The sequence below is a fragment of the Vibrio sp. 10N genome (genome assembly GCF_036245475.1).
Taxonomy (GTDB): Bacteria; Pseudomonadota; Gammaproteobacteria; order Enterobacterales; family Vibrionaceae; genus Vibrio.
Genome location: NZ_BTPM01000002.1, coordinates 928,757 through 944,355, shown reverse-complemented (window position 1 = coordinate 944,355; position 15,599 = coordinate 928,757). Strand labels below are relative to the sequence as shown.

Sequence of the window (15,599 nt, the reverse complement as noted above, 5' to 3'; positions counted from 1 at the left end):
CTTGAGAGTCCCCGTTTATCTTCATAGACTTAGGTATCATTATTGGGTGTTGGAGACGGATGTGAAGCGAGCCATTGTACTATTTTCGGTTGCTGCCTTAATGCAAGGCTGCAATGAATACACCAGCGAACCGCGACCTGAGGTTTTCACGCTCGACAATATTGATAGGTTGGTTGTAGAAGACATATTGGTTCCGGAAAAGCTCGACCCTAGAGACAAGGATTACCGATATCTAGCGGGTGCCGCTGATTTAAACGGCGATGGACGTGACGAGTTGATGGTCTTGATGCAGGACCCTTATTTTTGTGGCTCAGGCGGTTGTATGGCGTATTTGTTCGATGATAAAGGAGTTGTACTCCATCGAATGACGGTAACAGAGGTGCCAATCTTGTTGTCTAATCGAGTGCATAATGGCTGGAAAGATCTCTATGTATGGAGTGATGGTTCGTTACGTACTTTGACATATGACGGCACTGGCTATCCTAGCAACCCGTCGGTTGCTCCGGCTTATGATCGTCAATTAGAGTTGGAGGCGGCACAATCGCGGGTCGAGGTCCAAGAAGTATTTGTTCAAGATGGTTATGATCTAAAGCAAGTTACAGATGTGCCGATTTTCTATCCTGTTCACAGCTATCAGTTTACCTTCAGGCATCATGGGGATCCCGACAACCTGTACCATGTCAGCATTGACATGGTGACAGGTGAGATGGCGAACCAGTTGCTCCCACTGGAACCTAAATAAAGAATCTCAATTCTTTCGCACTCTGGCTGTGGGCGTGCTTTTATCCCCATATTATTCAGTAACAAAGAAACTTGCTTCGGTAGCTCTTAGATAGGCAGTATTCTCAACTATGAGAAGCTACTTTTATCGAATTCCCTCATTGGTTGTCCTAGTCTTTTAGAAATGTCATAGCTAAAGGATTAGCCAATGCTAGTGGTGGATCGCTGTTGTCGTTTATCGACTCTGTTGTGTGGTGGGCTGACAATATTTGCAGCGTCTAACGCTTCTTCTTCGGATCGAGCGGCGACGATACACTTGTACAACTGGGAGGCGTTTTTGTCCCCGGCGGTGATCGAGCGTTTGGTGGACGAGCAACACCTTCATTTAAAAGAAACCTACTTTTCCGATGAGTCCGTTCGTGATGAGCTACTACTCAGTAAGAGGCGCAATTCGATTGATCTTGTGGTGATTGAAAGTGTCCGTTTAAATATGTTGGCGGAGCAGGGAGTAATGCAACCGCTGATTGAAATTAGACATGAACTGGAAAATCGATTTGAAGCAAGATGGTTTGAGCAGTGTGGTGATTATGGTATTCCTTACGCCTGGGGCACGAGCGGCATTGTTTACCGACAATCAGCGTTTGAGCAGCCCGTCACTTCGTGGAAACAGTTAATCAATCCTGATCCACAACATCGTGGCCGTGTATCAATGTACTACCATCCAATCGATCTTATTGGTGCGTCTTTACTTGCCAGTAATAAAGACCCGTTTACGGATGATAAGAATGATTTAAAGCTTGCTTACGACGCATTGAAGCAGCAAAGAGCGTTTTTAAATTCGACCGAATATATATTAGATTCCGTGGATAACCCGTCGCTGCTTGAGAGTACTGATATAGCATTCGGCTTTTCAGGTGATGATTATGTACTGAATGCATCGAGTAGTCACTCAGAGGGAGAATGGCAGTACGTGGTGCCAACTGAAGGGACCTTTGTATGGGTTGAATGTCTTGCGGTTCCTTCAGGCATTATAACTAAGCCGCAAACAAAGATGGCCATTGAGTATCTCACCAGACCTGATATTGCGGCCCAAAACGCTCAGCAAGCCTGGTTTTCGACTCCGAATTCAAATATTGAATCCTACCTAGAACAAGAGTACTTGCAAGACCCAGTGATAAGCCCAACCCAAAAATTGATCGACAAAAGCTACACCTATCGTGTGGTGAGTGACGTAGGCTTATCAATTCGACAACGAATCGTGAAGGAATTGAAGTAACGATGAAATTGGTTCAGCGCTTACATTTTGCACTCATTCCAATCGTTGGCATATTGGTTGTTTCGGTGGCTACCATTGTCTACATGTGGCAATTGCGTGAATACCAGGCTCTTGAGCGAGACCGCTGGGTAAGCCGAGCGTCTTCAGCGCTCATTGCAGCCGAGTATGAGAGTCGTGCAATGGACTTTCTTGGTGGGGAGCTAGCCGCATCAGAGCAGTTTGTTCGTCATCTTCAAGACACCGGTGATTATGGGGTTCGTAACTTCTTAGAAGCACACATTAACTATCTAATGTCGAAAGCGTATGTCACGCAAATGGGCTCTGCTCAACTATTTGTGATTGATGACTTGTTTACCATTACTGCTGCGAGCAGTGTAAGTGATCCTTTTATAGCACGTGAGCTGCCAAGTGATATTTATCAGTCTGTTTTCGACACTCATGTTTTGGTGTCGCTTGGAGAGTCTTTTTCGAGAACACGAGACGTTTACGTATCTTCGACAGGCGAATTACGAAGGACAGTTATTAGCGCCTATGACCCAATTTTGTCCTCTGGCGATAAGCGTACGCTCACGCGCAAAGAAAGGAGTTTATTAGTTGTTGATGCTCCTATGTTAGAGATCAATCAGTTATTGTCAGAAATCGACCAGCTCCCAGATGTTTCTATGTCATTTGGGCCTTCGAAAAGCGATGATTCTTCGCTATTGGTGAGTACACTCTCAAATACTTTCATTGATGGAGATATTTATCAGATAAGTGGTTATGGGGTAAGGTTGGAACTGACGGTATTAGATGACTATTTTTCGGATTTCAGAGCACAACTATTAGCGAGAGCGTTAGGGTATGTGACCGTTATATTGGCCACATTACTTGCGGTTGTGCATATTGTCGTACGTCTAAATGTGACCGGTCCGATACAGAACCTCCTATATGACATCCAACGTGGGGGATTAGAGTTAAGATACTTCAAGAGATCAAAAGGAAATAGCGAAGTTGCTGTTTTACGTAATGCGTATATTGATAGTCTGACCAAAGTAAAATTTGAAGCTGAATTTGACAACTTAACCAAGCTGGCTACTCGAAAGTCATTCATAGACTATGTGGAGAATCGCGTCGTTAGTTGTGTGAATGATAATAGCTACTTGCTCGCTTGGGATATTGTGAACTTTAGAAGAATCAATGATATCCATGGACAAGACTTTGCTGATCAGCTTCTGATTCGTCTCAGTGAGCAGATGGTTCAACTTGCCAGCAATAATCAAAACCAACAGGGAGTGGGATACAGTGACTATTCGTTGAGCCGATATGGTTCAAACACTTTTTGTGCGGTGCTCAGTACTACCAATGTGCATAACGCCAAAGCACTAGCGACGCAGTTTAGAGAGCGGTATTTCAAGGCTTTTTCATCAAAGGGATTTACTTCGCATATTGAGATAGCAATGGCGGTTATCCCTTTAACTAATCAACATCATGTTAAAATTTGGCAAAAGGGATTAGAGGAAACCTTAGCGAAAGCAAAACAAGTTACCAATGGTACGCCTATCTCTGTTTTTGATGAGGCGCTTTTAGCCGAACTGGCGCGCCGTGAAGAAATTGAGAAACAACTGCTAGTTTGTATTGAGCAGGGGGCTTTTGAACTCAACTATATGCCATTAATTGACATTAAAGCATCCCGTGTAAGCAGTATCGAGAGTTTGATTCGATGCCCAGCATTGCAAGCTAAAGGTATTTATCCCGATGAGTTTATTCCTATCGCAGAGCAAGCTAATGTGATTGTCGAGATTGATAAGTGGGTTCTAGAAAAAGCACTGTTTGATCTCTCGAGAATGACTAAAGATTGTAATTATACAGGTAATATATCCGTCAATATCTCTGCATTAGAACTTTATAATAATGGTTTTATTGAGCAACTTTGCAGCATTTGTAATAGTCATGCTATCGATTTTAGTCGCGTGATTTTGGAGATAACAGAAACCAGTTATGTGAAAAGTACCCAAGATACTATTGCTATGATCAGTACTTTAAGAGAAATAGGGTTCAAAATGTCGCTAGATGACTTTGGAACCGGCTTTACTTCGATAAATCAGCTGCTTCATTATCCAGTCGATGAACTAAAAATTGATAAGAGCTTTGTTGACTTGATTTGCTTGAAGGGCGATGAAAAGAAAATGCTGAAGTCCATTGTCGCTTTGGGACACAGTTGCGGTGCTAAGGTAGTGGGTGAAGGGGTGGAAACCGACTTACAAAGTGAGTACCTAGCATCGTTAGAGTGTGACTACTTGCAAGGCTATTTTATTAGCCAGCCTCTTCAGTATGATGAGTTTTGCCAGTTCTATAGCGAATACCAAATCGACCGGAAAATACCAAATATTACTGAGTTGATGACTGTTGGAGATGAGCGTTCTTCGAAGTAATTGAGCTTGTCATTTTGGTTCCGTTTCCTATCGATTGATGGTTAAGTCAATGGCTTACATCAATAATGTCACGAACAAAGGCCTCTAGTATGGTGAATTAAAGTGTTACCGATAGCGGTCGTCTTGATAGCTGTGTCAATCGCTCAAGCAGTTGGTTTAGTTCTAAATCCGTATCCTGAATAATACTCACATCCAAAACCAACGTCATATCGGACAATTCAAGGGGGTATGCGAGTATCTCTTTCAAATTTTGGAAATAAGGGGTCCCTGAAGGCTCTTTGACTTGTTCTCGTAGAACGATAAATTGTGCACCACTATAACGATAGACTCGATAGTTAGAATCAAGAGTAGTAATTATTCTTTCCGCTGCTGTCTTAATGATTATGTCGCCATAGTCAATTCCATACTTTTGATTAACTTCGGGTACGTTGTGAATTCGAATCGATAACAGCTCGCAGCAATCCCATGATGATCTGGCTTTGAGGTCTTCATTGAGAGATGTACGGTTAAGTGTCCGAGTCAGTGGGTCAGTACGCTGGATTGTTTCCCTCAAACGACCTTCTAACCAGAACACATAAGAGATAAAGATAACCAATATAATCAGAGCGATAGAACTTGATTTTTGCATGATTAGTAGGTTGTTTATTTCATTTCGGTGTTGTTGGGATATGGGACTCTCGATCCGAAATTTATCGTTAATAAACTGAATGATTTGCTCAAAATTCAATTCGATTCTTTTGAGCAAAGGAAGCCGTAATTCTGGCTGCTGTTCAATCAGCTTTAGTGACTTTTCCACTGTTTTGAATTTGTCAAAGTGATGTTCAAAAAACAACCGGTAGTTTGCTTGAGCGATAAACTTTGCAGATTCTTTACTGGTTAGAATGATGTCGAATCGGCTCCATGTAAGATCGTAGGCAAGGTTAACGGAAGAAGAGTTGTAAGGAGTGGTGCTCACTTGAGTAATAAGGTTGGAGTATTCTTTTACTAGCTGTAAGACGAACCAAGTTGCCTCGTTCTTGCGGTCGGAAAGGTCACCATTAATGCTATTTATACGATCAATAGTGAATAGGTTTACCATCAACACTGATGAGGTAAGCAGAACGAGTATTGATTTGGAAAAGTTAATTGGTATTTTGTTAACGATGGATTTAATGCCCATAAAATACCTCCCGTCATTACTAATATCTTACTTCCTTTAGTTGCCAAATCATTTTTGCATGATAATCAGTGTTATCGATTTCGGGGTACTCGGAAAGCGGGAAGATCACCCAAAATGGTCCTTTGTCTCTTACCGACATCATTTCGCCATTTTTTCTATTGGCGATGATCGGTTGGTACTTTTCGATGTCCTGAATTTCCACCTCAACTTGGTAATTGTTCAAGGCAACAAATGTCATCGTTTTTGGTATTGGTGTCTTGATATGGTTAAAAATATCTGTCAACTGAACGCCCGAAAATCGACTGACGCCATCAATCCATGGTAACTCTGTGGCGATCTCTGTTTGTGGCAACTCTAGTAAATCTTGGTCAGAAAGGGTTTTGTCAGTGATGCCATTTTTTATGAATTCGAGTTGCGCGGAATTAACGGAAAAAACCATCATGGTCAACAGAAGCGAAATCCATTTAGCCATATCAAAATCCTTTTGAGGTGTTTTTTACAGTCTAGGATCTTGAATCGTGACGTCAAGTAAATGGGAAGCGAGTTCGGCACAACCCAAAAAGCCGAGACCCAATTAGGCCCCGGCTTTTTAAAATGTTGAAACGAATTACTTAAGCAGTGTTTTCGCTGTGCTCACAACGTTTTCTGTGGTGAAACCAAACATCTTGAATAGTTCACCTGCAGGGGCAGACTCACCAAATGTTGTCATACCCACGATCTTGCCACCAAAGCCAACGTACTTGTACCAGAAATCGGCAATACCCGCTTCAACGGCAACACGTGCAGTCACGCTCGAAGGCAGTACAGATTCGCGGTATGCTTCGTCTTGCTTGTCGAAGACGTCAGTTGCTGGCATAGAGACGACACGTACTTTTTTGCCTCCTGCAGAAAGCTCAGCGGCTGCGTTAACCGCTAGCTCAACTTCAGAACCTGTGGCGATAAGAATTAGCTCAGGCGTGCCTTCACAATCTTTCAGCACGTAAGCACCTTTTGCGATGTCAGCCACTTGCTGCGTGTCACGTTCTTGCTGCGCAAGGTTTTGGCGAGAGAAGATAAGTGACGTAGGACCGTCTTTACGCTCAATTGCAAATTTCCAAGCTACTGCAGACTCAACTTGGTCACATGGACGCCATGTGCTCATGTTTGGCGTTAGGCGAAGTGATGCCATTTGCTCAACAGGTTGGTGCGTTGGGCCATCTTCACCCAGACCGATAGAGTCGTGAGTGTAAACTTGGATGTTTTGCACTTTCATTAGCGCAGCCATACGCATTGCATTACGCGCGTATTCCATGAACATTAGGAAGGTTGCACCGTAAGGGACGAAGCCGCCGTGCAGCGCAATACCGTTCATGATAGCCGTCATACCGAATTCACGCACACCGTAGTGAATGTAGTTACCTGACGCATCTTCAGCCGTAAGAGACTTAGAACCAGACCACATGGTGAGGTTAGACGGAGCAAGGTCAGCAGAACCGCCTAGGAACTCAGGCAACATTGCGCCAAACGCCTCTAGTGCGTTTTGAGACGCTTTACGAGAAGCAATGTTCGCAGGATTTGCTTGAAGATCAGCAATGATCTGGGATGCTTTCTCTTCCCACTCTGCTGGTAGTTCACCATTTACGCGGCGTTTGAATTCTGCTGCCAACTCTGGGTAGGCTGCTTCATACGCGGCAAGTTTCTCGTTCCACGCAGCTTCCTTCTCAGCGCCCGCTTGTTTCGCATCCCACTCAGCGTAAACGTTTGTCGGAATTTCAAATGGGCCGTGCTCCCAACCTAGTTGTTTACGAGTTGCTGCAATTTCGTCAGCACCTAGAGGTGCACCATGACAGTCGTGTGAGCCTGACTTGTTTGGTGAACCAAAGCCGATGATGGTTTTAGTACAAATAAGAGTAGGGCGAGGGTCTGCTTTGGCCGCTTCAATCGCTGCATTGATAGCGTCTGAATCGTGACCGTCTACAGCTGGAATGACGTGCCAGCCGTATGCTTCAAAGCGCTTAGGTGTATCGTCAGAGAACCAGCCTTCCACTTCACCATCGATTGAGATGCCGTTGTCATCCCAGAACGCAATGAGTTTGCCAAGGCCTAGTGTGCCTGCAAGCGAACATGCTTCGTGAGAGATACCTTCCATCAGACAGCCATCACCCATGAACGCATAGGTGTAGTGGTCAACGATGTCGTGACCTTCTTTGTTGAACTGAGCCGCGAGAGTTTTCTCAGCCAGCGCCATACCTACCGCGTTGGTAATACCTTGGCCTAGTGGACCCGTGGTAGTTTCAATACCAGGTGCGTAACCGTATTCTGGGTGGCCCGGTGTTTTCGAATGAAGTTGACGGAAGTTCTTTAGCTCTTCGATTGGTAGGGCATAGCCTGTTAGATGAAGCAATGAGTAGATCAGCATAGAGCCGTGGCCGTTTGATAGTACGAAACGGTCGCGGTCAGCCCACTCTGGGTTTGATGGGTTGTGGTTTAGGTGTGAACGCCAAAGTACTTCAGCGATATCAGCCATGCCCATAGGTGCGCCAGGGTGACCAGAGTTAGCTTGTTGAACACCGTCCATGCTTAGCGCACGGATAGCATTAGCGAGATGTTTACGATCCATAATACATTCCGAAAAAATTGATTATAAAGAGAGAAAATTGAAGAGGGGAACGCAAACGTTCCCCTCTAGAAAATGATGTGGATTAAAGCTTAGCTTCAATCATCGCCTCAAGTTTGCCTTGGTCGATAGCGAAGTTACGGATGCCTTCTGCTAGCTTCTCTACCGCCATTGGATCTTGGTTGTGATCCCATAGGAACTCAGCGTGAGTCATTGCAGCAGGACGCTCTTTAGAGCCTTTAGAGTCAACCAGTTTCTCAACAACTTCACCTTGTGCTTCCTCTAGCTCAGCAAGTAGCTGTGGGCTGATTGTTAGACGGTCACAGCCAGCTAGCTCTAGGATCTCACCTGTGTTACGGAAGCTTGCACCCATAACAACTGTGTTGTAGCCGTGGTCTTTGTAGTAGTTATAGATGCCAGTTACTGATAGTACACCTGGATCTTCTGATGCTTCAAAGTCGCGACCTTCTTTCGCTTTGTACCAGTCCATGATGCGGCCAACGAAAGGAGAAATTAGGAAAACGCCTGCTTCAGCACATGCACGAGCTTGAGCGAATGAGAATAGAAGAGTCAGGTTACAGTTGATGCCTTCTTTCTCTAGGATCTCTGCAGCGCGGATGCCTTCCCAAGTAGAAGCCAGCTTGATCAGGATACGGTCGTTTGCAATACCCGCATCGTTATACATTTTCATAAGTTGGCGTGCTTTCGCTACGCTGCCTTCCATATCGTAAGAAAGACGAGCGTCAACTTCTGTTGAGATACGGCCTGGGATGGTTTTAAGAATTTCTTTACCGATGTTTACCGCTAGCATGTCGCAAGTGTCTTGTACTTGCTGTGCTTTGTCGTTGCTTTGAGACTTTGCGTATTCAATCGCTTGGTCAATTAGAGGTGCGTACTCTTCAATCTGCGCCGCTTTCAAAATCAGAGAAGGGTTTGTCGTTGCATCTTGTGGCTGGTACTTGCGAATCGCTTCGATATCGCCAGTGTCCGCTACGACAGTAGTTAGTTTACGAAGTTGCTCTAATTTGTTGCTCATCAGTTCGTTCCTATTCTAGAGGGCAGAGAATTTGAGACTAAGGCTCGAAATACAAATGCTAAACAGCGGTTCAAAGATTCATTTAATCCCCAAGACCGCTCAATGACTGTTAGGGTAGAGTGCGTACAATTGCTTGAGCATTTGCGTCACTCGTGAGTAAATGTTGAAGCCATATTTACCCTATGCAGAATTAATGTCAACCGAATACTGGGATAAAACTTGCTATTTGTTGGGTTAATTTTGGTTTTTGTTAGCTCTGACGATTTTTGAAAGTCAAGCTAGTGCAGCCAAGGCCTAGAACGCAATTAGAACGGTGAAAAAAAAGAGCTGAGAAATTGTAATGAGCATGAGCGAATGATAAGGTGTGGAAGTATTTGAGCATATGATTAGGCAATGAGCCAATGCTCGTTTTTATAAAATCCTTGTGGTGTATGCATCGATGAAGAATGACAACAACGAAACCAGCAATGATCTGCTTACTGAAATTGCAGTGGCCTACTATCAAGACGGGGCAACGCAAGAGGAGATATCAAAGAAGTTTGGCGTTTCTCGTGCAAAGATTGGTCGTTTACTTAAACAAGCTAGGGACGAGGGCATCGTTGAAATTACGGTTAAGTATCACCCAGTCTACAGTGCCAAGATTGAACAACGACTTATTGAACGCTTTGGCGTTAAACGCGCACTGATTGCACTCGACCAACCGGATGAAGAGTCGCAGCGTATGCAAGTGGGGGGCTTAGTATCTAACTATTTGGCTCAAACCCTCCGGGGCGGCACGGTTGTCACAGTAGGGCAAGGCCGAAACGTGTCGGCGGTTGCTCATCACATGGGGGTTATTGCCCCGCGCGATTGTAAGTTTGTGTGTGGTATCGGTGGTATCCACCCCAGAGGAGGGCGCTTCAATGCCGATCATATCTGCCGTCAACTAGCGAAAAAGTATGGTGGCACTTCCGAGACACTTTACGCGCCTGCTTATGCAGAAAACCGCGATCAGAAGATGGCCTTCATGCAGAACGCGACTGTAAAGCAGACCTTGGACCTGGCTCGTAAAGCGGACGTCGCTGTGGTCGGTGTGGGTGACATGAGTGAAAACAGTTACATGGTTGATTTGGGTTGGTTCACGACTGATGAAGTGGTTCAGTCGCGTTTGAATCAAGGCGTTGTTGGGGATTTCGCCGGCTACGACTTTTTCGATATTCAAGGAAGAGCGGCCAACACAGTAATGAGTGACCGCGTAATCGGATTGGGGCTGGATGAGTTTCGCCGGATTTCAGAGGTTATCGCGATTGCGTCTGAAAACAGTAAACCAATGGCGCTGCTAGGTGCGCTGCGCACGGGGGTGGTCGATGTTGTTGCTACGAGTGTTAGCAATGCACTGACAGTACTTAACCTTGACGAACAGATGCTAAGCCTGTGGGATAGTCCACAGAAAGATTAGGAAAACTCCGTCTCTTTAATAACATCAAGAAGAAATGAATACCGTGCGGCTAGCCGTTTACGTTTCTTCTGCACAAAGTATAGGGGCTCACTTACGAGCTCCACCGTCTGCCAAATATCCACCTTATCTTTATACTCTGAGTATTCGATAGCGACCTTAGGTAACACGGTGACGCCAATTCCCATTGCGACAGGTTGTAAAATCTGGCTGTGTTGATTGATATAGCTGACCTTTCGAAAATCTTGCCACTCGGCACCTTCTAGCTCTGCAAGCCCACTTTGATCAATCAATTTCTGCAAATAGTATTGAGCATCAGGGTGGTCGATAACACCCAACTGCTTTAATGCCTCTCGGGGGCTAAGCGTCGAGACAGCAGATTTTGAGCCAATAAGACACAACTCTAGTTGCCCTAAGTGCTCTGCGGATAGATCCGGGTGCTGTGGTACCGCAGTAACAATGCCTGAGTCTATGCTTCCGTTGGCCACACTTTCTATGACGCGTCGATTGGGAGCGGCTTCGATGTTCACTCTCAAACTAGGGTACTGAGTCTGGAGATGAAGAAGTTTTGGGTAAAGCGCCGTGCTTATCGCGCCAGAAGCTGAAAAGCTGAGACTCCCAGATTCAGGGTCATCGTATTTGAGCTTTTCAAATAGTGAAACCTCTCGCTTAGCGAGATCACACGCATAGTCATACACCAGCCGGCCTTGCTCGGTTAGCTCAAAGGTTTTCCCTTCCCGAGTGATTAACTCAGCTTTAAGGCTAGCTTCAAGTTTTTTGATGTGCTGGCTCACACCAGGTTGAGTCATAAACAGCTTTTCGGCCGTTTGGGTAAAGTGACCAATCTCTACTAGAGTTTTAAACGTATTGAGCCAAGTTGTGTTAATCATACATTCTACATTTGATAACAAATCCTTATTGCTTGAAGAGTATATGATAAATAACAACGAATCCATCAGAAGTATCTTATTCTCAACGAGAGAAGGGCACCACTCATGACTTCACCCAATACCAACCACACTTATCCACGTACCTTTAGCCACATTGGAATATCGGTTCCCGATTTGGAAGCTGCCGTTAAGTTTTATACCGAAGTTCTGGGCTGGTACTTAATTATGCCGCCAACCGATGTCACCGAAGACGACTCTGCCATCGGCGTCATGTGTACCGACGTATTTGGCGAAGGGTGGAATCATTTTCGCATCGCGCACATGTCGACGGGCGACCGCATTGGTGTCGAACTGTTTCAATTTGATAATCAAGAAAACCCAGAGGATAACTTTGAGTACTGGAAAACGGGCATTTTCCATTTCTGTGTGCAAGATCCGGATGTGGAAGGACTCGCTGAAAAAATTGTCGCCGCGGGAGGTAAGCGCCGAATGAAGGAGCCGCGTTATTACTATCCGGGAGAGAAACCGTATCGCATGATTTATATGGAAGATCCGTTTGGCAATATCCTCGAAATCTATTCACATAGTTACGAGCTGCATTATTCTAGTGGTGCTTACACTGGTTGATAGGACCTCTGCATAAGATATGTGTAGTGGAAGAGAAGCGCCGCCAAAAATGGCGGCGCTGCATCAATAATTGCCCCTAACAAGGGACACTACACTTCTAGTGGTAAGTCGGTTCTTTGTCCCCACTCAGTCCATGAACCATCATAGACTGACAAGTTGGTGTACCCACAAATATAAGCCCCCAGAGCCAAAATGCATGCCGTTACGCCTGAGCCGCAGCTGAACACTAAATGTTCACGTTTGCTGCCACTAATGGATGCAAATAGAGGGGCTAGCTCTTCTTGAGGCTTTAATGTGCCGCCCTCCATAAGCTCGGCAAATGGCAAGCAGACTGCGCTAGGAATATGGCCGCTGCGTACGCCCTCTCTGGGCTCTGGTGTTTCTCCTTTAAAACGAGCCAAAGAGCGAGCATCGACGATGTGAGCATTGCGCTTTTGCGCGTGGTTTAGTACTTGCTCCGCCGATAAAAAATAGTGGCTGTCGAGTGATTGAGACAGCTCAGAAGATTGTGGCGTTGAATAGTCACTATCCACCTCGTATCCAGACTCTTTCCATGCCGGAAGGCCGCCAGAAAGCACGTACACCTTCTCAATACCCAGTGACTTTAACATCCACCAGGCACGCGGTGAGGCAAATGTACCGGAGTTGTCATACACCACGATGGTGCTGGAGGCCTGTATACCTAAATCCGACGCGAGTGCACTAAAACGCTCAGCTGATGGCATCATGTGTGGCAGCGTGGCGTCTGGATCGCAAAATACCGTATCATAGTCAAAGCGCTGTGCGCCTGGTATGACGCCGCTTTTGTCTTTTTGCGGCTCAAGAGGAATTTGAAACTCGATGCTAGCATCAAGAATGATGGTATTAGGGTTGGCGGCAAGTTGTGAGTGAAGCCATTGGGGAGAGATGAGAGTGTTGGTCATAAGCCACTTCCTTATTATTGTTTTATTCCTTGGTTTTAGGATGCAGACTAATTGCGGCGATGTCTATACCCGCTTTCTTGGTACAAACCGAAGTGTGACCATGGTCAGCGTGGTAAGCACTGCCCAAGTTGGTAGGTGTTGGCCTTACCCAGAGAAGAAGAGGTGACGTTGAGTTCAACCTGTGAGCCGATAGGGCATAAGGAGGTTTGATTGGCAACCAATCTTGTCGTTGTTCCATCGGCAAGCTTCACCACCATATAGTGACGATTACCATCAAGGGACTGAGTGAGAACATGGTTTTGCACAGTTGCAGTGATTGTGCCGTCGATAGCAGGGCTGGTTACCTTAAGTAACACCAACAATAGGCTCACGCCAGCAAGAAGAAGGATAAACGCGATGGCGATTGGTTTCATGCGAAGTACTCCTTTGTTGGTGTCGAATAGAATCAGCTACATACAGGGCATTGCTTAGACTTAGGCAGTCCCATTTCGCGCCAGTTTAACGTGAGTCCATCAAATAGCATCAACTTGGCGACTTTAGGTGTCCCATAGTTGGCAATGATCTTAATGGCTTCTAGTGCTTGAGTTGCCCCAATGATCCCGACAATAGGCGACATCACTCCAGCTTCAACACAGCTTAGGCTGGTTTCTCCAAACAGCGTGCTCAAACAGCAATAGCACGGCTGAGTGCTGTCTTGATAGGTAAAGACAGAAATTTGTCCTTCCATACGAATTGCGGCGCCACACACCAAAGGGATTTTATGCTGATAGCACAGGCGATTGAGTTGGTTGCGTGTTTCTACGTTGTCTGTCGCGTCGAGCACAAGCGTATGTTTGATGATTTGCGCTTCAAGCTCATCATCGCTCAAACGTTTATCAAAGGTGTGAACCGATAGATGAGGGTTAAGCTTCTCTAATGCTTGCTTTGCTGAGTCAACTTTTTTCAGCCCAATGCCCGCGTCATGATGCAATACTTGGCGCTGCAAGTTTGATAACTCGACCACATCATCATCTACCAAGGTCAAAGTGCCAACGCCTGCAGCGGCGAGATATTGGCTGGCAGCACAGCCGAGGCCGCCAGCACCGATGATAAGGATAGAAGATTGCTTGAGCGCTTCTTGACCGTCAAAATCAAAATTTTTCAGGATGATTTGACGGTTGTAGCGAAGCATCTCTTCATCAGAAAGAATATCCAAAATCACCTCTTAGAACAGTGTTGGATTGAACAGTTGAATTTGCACCGTTTCACCAACGTCAACAGAGCCGCGGTCACGTTCCAGCACCACAAAGCAGTTGGCTAGGCTCATAGAGCGGAATGCACCAGAGCTTTGGTTACCCGTCGTTTCCACCACAAACTGGCCATTTTCAACTCGGTAGATACCACGCTGATAATCGGTGCGTCCCGGCGCTTTCTTAAATGCGCTGCGAGTGATTGCTGGAATGGACTCTGGCTCTTTCCATTCGCTGTTACCACCAAGCTTGGCAAGCAATGGCTGAACCAACACATACATGGTGAGTACAGCCGATACTGGGTTACCCGGAAGGCCACAGAACCATGCATGATCAAGCTCACCGAACGCAAAAGGTTTACCTGGCTTTATCGCAAGTTTCCAAAAACCGATTTGCCCAAGCTCTTCGAGAATATCTTTGGTGTAGTCTGCCTCACCAACGCTTACGCCGCCCGAAGTGATCACCACATCGGCCAGCTGCTGCGCTTTCTCGAATGTTGCTTTTAATGTCTCTTGGCAGTCTGGAATGATGCCTAAGTCAATGGCTTCGCAGCCAAAGTTTTCAATCAATGGTTTAATGCCGTAGCGGTTGCTGTCATAGATTTGACCAGGCTCTAGCTCGCTACCTAGTGGTTTGAGTTCATCACCTGTGGAGAAAAATGCCACCTTCGGTTTGCGATAAACGCTAATGTGGCTGATGCCAAGCGTCGCAATCATTGGGATATCACGCGCAGTTAAGCGAGCACCTTTGTTTAAAACCACATCGTCAGCATGAATATCATCACCGGTAGGGCGGATGTTCATGTTGGTTTTGATGTTTGGTTGATTAAAGGTGATGAGGTCACCGTCGGTGGTGGTGTTTTCTTGCATGATCACCGCGTCGCAGCCCGATGGGATCTGAGCGCCAGTCATAATGCGAATGGTGGTTTGTGCTGGCCATTCACCTTCAAAAGGCGCACCTGCAAATGATTTTCCAACCATTCTCATGGTGGTCGATTGTTCGAAATCACTAAGGCGAATGGCATAGCCATCCATCGCTGAGTTATCAAATGGTGGGACATTGATTGGAGAGAGAATGTCTTCTGCCAGTACGTACCCTAGCGCTTCAGCGAGCGGCAATGTAATGGTATCGATAATTGGCGTGATTGGTGTGAGCATTTTATTCAATGCTTCTTCTATAGGCATCAAGCCCGGTGCGTCGCAGCAACCCATAAGATAAGTCATCCTAATTGAATCTTTAAAACCCATTGACTGTAACACATTTTTGCCAGCGAATGGCTTATCCCTTTGGATAAAAG

14 protein-coding genes are annotated in these 15,599 nt (G+C 45.7%); 5 read left to right on the top strand and 9 right to left on the bottom strand.

Going from position 1 to position 15,599, the window contains the following annotated elements:
- Positions 1-61: 61 nt before the first annotated feature.
- The 3 genes from AAA946_RS20365 to AAA946_RS20355 all read left to right on the top strand — a co-directional run bounded on the left by AAA946_RS20365 (position 62) and on the right by AAA946_RS20355 (position 4,407).
- Positions 62-742, top strand: coding sequence for a hypothetical protein (locus tag AAA946_RS20365; RefSeq protein ID WP_338166581.1), 681 nt, complete (start codon positions 62-64; stop codon positions 740-742).
- 186 nt (positions 743-928) lie between these two features.
- Positions 929-1,996 carry an ABC transporter substrate-binding protein gene (locus AAA946_RS20360; RefSeq protein WP_338166580.1) on the top strand — a complete coding sequence of 356 codons (1,068 nt, stop codon included), beginning with the start codon at positions 929-931 and terminating at the stop codon, positions 1,994-1,996.
- A 2-nt stretch (positions 1,997-1,998) separates the two neighbouring features.
- Positions 1,999-4,407: a GGDEF domain-containing phosphodiesterase gene (locus tag AAA946_RS20355; RefSeq protein WP_338166579.1), complete on the top strand. Its 2,409-nt coding sequence runs from the start codon at positions 1,999-2,001 to the stop codon at positions 4,405-4,407.
- 97 nt (positions 4,408-4,504) lie between these two features.
- Here the strand turns inward: AAA946_RS20355 and AAA946_RS20350 are convergent, their stop codons facing one another.
- The 4 genes from AAA946_RS20350 to tal all read right to left on the bottom strand — a co-directional run bounded on the left by AAA946_RS20350 (position 4,505) and on the right by tal (position 9,198).
- Positions 4,505-5,566: a GGDEF domain-containing protein gene (locus AAA946_RS20350; protein WP_338166578.1), complete on the bottom strand. Its 1,062-nt coding sequence runs from the start codon at positions 5,564-5,566 to the stop codon at positions 4,505-4,507.
- A gap of 19 nt (positions 5,567-5,585) precedes the next feature.
- The gene (locus AAA946_RS20345) at positions 5,586-6,038 is read right to left on the bottom strand and encodes a hypothetical protein (RefSeq protein ID WP_338166577.1); all 453 of its coding nucleotides are present in this window, start codon (positions 6,036-6,038) and stop codon (positions 5,586-5,588) included.
- Between the two features lie 135 nt (positions 6,039-6,173).
- Positions 6,174-8,165 (bottom strand): transketolase, encoded by a 1,992-nt coding sequence (gene tkt / locus AAA946_RS20340; RefSeq protein WP_338166576.1) that lies wholly within the window; start codon positions 8,163-8,165, stop codon positions 6,174-6,176.
- Between the two features lie 82 nt (positions 8,166-8,247).
- Positions 8,248-9,198, bottom strand: a complete 951-nt coding sequence (gene tal / locus AAA946_RS20335) for a transaldolase (RefSeq protein ID WP_338166575.1) — start codon at positions 9,196-9,198, stop codon at positions 8,248-8,250.
- 439 nt (positions 9,199-9,637) lie between these two features.
- Between tal and AAA946_RS20330 the strand changes: the two genes are divergently transcribed.
- On the top strand, positions 9,638-10,636 hold the full coding sequence (locus AAA946_RS20330) for a sugar-binding transcriptional regulator (protein WP_338166574.1): 999 nt from the start codon (positions 9,638-9,640) through the stop codon (positions 10,634-10,636).
- Here the strand turns inward: AAA946_RS20330 and AAA946_RS20325 are convergent.
- On the bottom strand, positions 10,633-11,523 hold the full coding sequence (locus AAA946_RS20325; RefSeq protein ID WP_338166573.1) for a LysR family transcriptional regulator: 891 nt from the start codon (positions 11,521-11,523) through the stop codon (positions 10,633-10,635). The genes AAA946_RS20330 and AAA946_RS20325 overlap by 4 nt on opposite strands.
- A 105-nt stretch (positions 11,524-11,628) precedes the next feature.
- Between AAA946_RS20325 and AAA946_RS20320 the strand changes: the two genes are divergently transcribed.
- Positions 11,629-12,150 (top strand): lactoylglutathione lyase family protein, encoded by a 522-nt coding sequence (locus AAA946_RS20320; protein WP_042495493.1) that lies wholly within the window; start codon positions 11,629-11,631, stop codon positions 12,148-12,150.
- 89 nt (positions 12,151-12,239) lie between these two features.
- Here the strand turns inward: AAA946_RS20320 and AAA946_RS20315 are convergent, their stop codons facing one another.
- The 4 genes from AAA946_RS20315 to moeA form a co-directional block, all read right to left on the bottom strand.
- Entirely contained in the window at positions 12,240-13,073 is an 834-nt protein-coding gene (locus tag AAA946_RS20315; protein ID WP_338166572.1) for a sulfurtransferase, read from the bottom strand.
- Between the two features lie 104 nt (positions 13,074-13,177).
- Positions 13,178-13,486 (bottom strand): hypothetical protein, encoded by a 309-nt coding sequence (locus tag AAA946_RS20310; RefSeq protein WP_338166571.1) that lies wholly within the window; start codon positions 13,484-13,486, stop codon positions 13,178-13,180.
- 32 nt (positions 13,487-13,518) lie between these two features.
- On the bottom strand, positions 13,519-14,268 hold the full coding sequence (moeB, locus tag AAA946_RS20305; RefSeq protein WP_338166570.1) for a molybdopterin-synthase adenylyltransferase MoeB: 750 nt from the start codon (positions 14,266-14,268) through the stop codon (positions 13,519-13,521).
- Positions 14,269-14,277: 9 nt separating this feature from the next.
- Positions 14,278-15,513, bottom strand: coding sequence for a molybdopterin molybdotransferase MoeA (moeA, locus tag AAA946_RS20300; protein WP_338167210.1), 1,236 nt, complete (start codon positions 15,511-15,513; stop codon positions 14,278-14,280).
- Positions 15,514-15,599 lie beyond the last annotated feature (86 nt).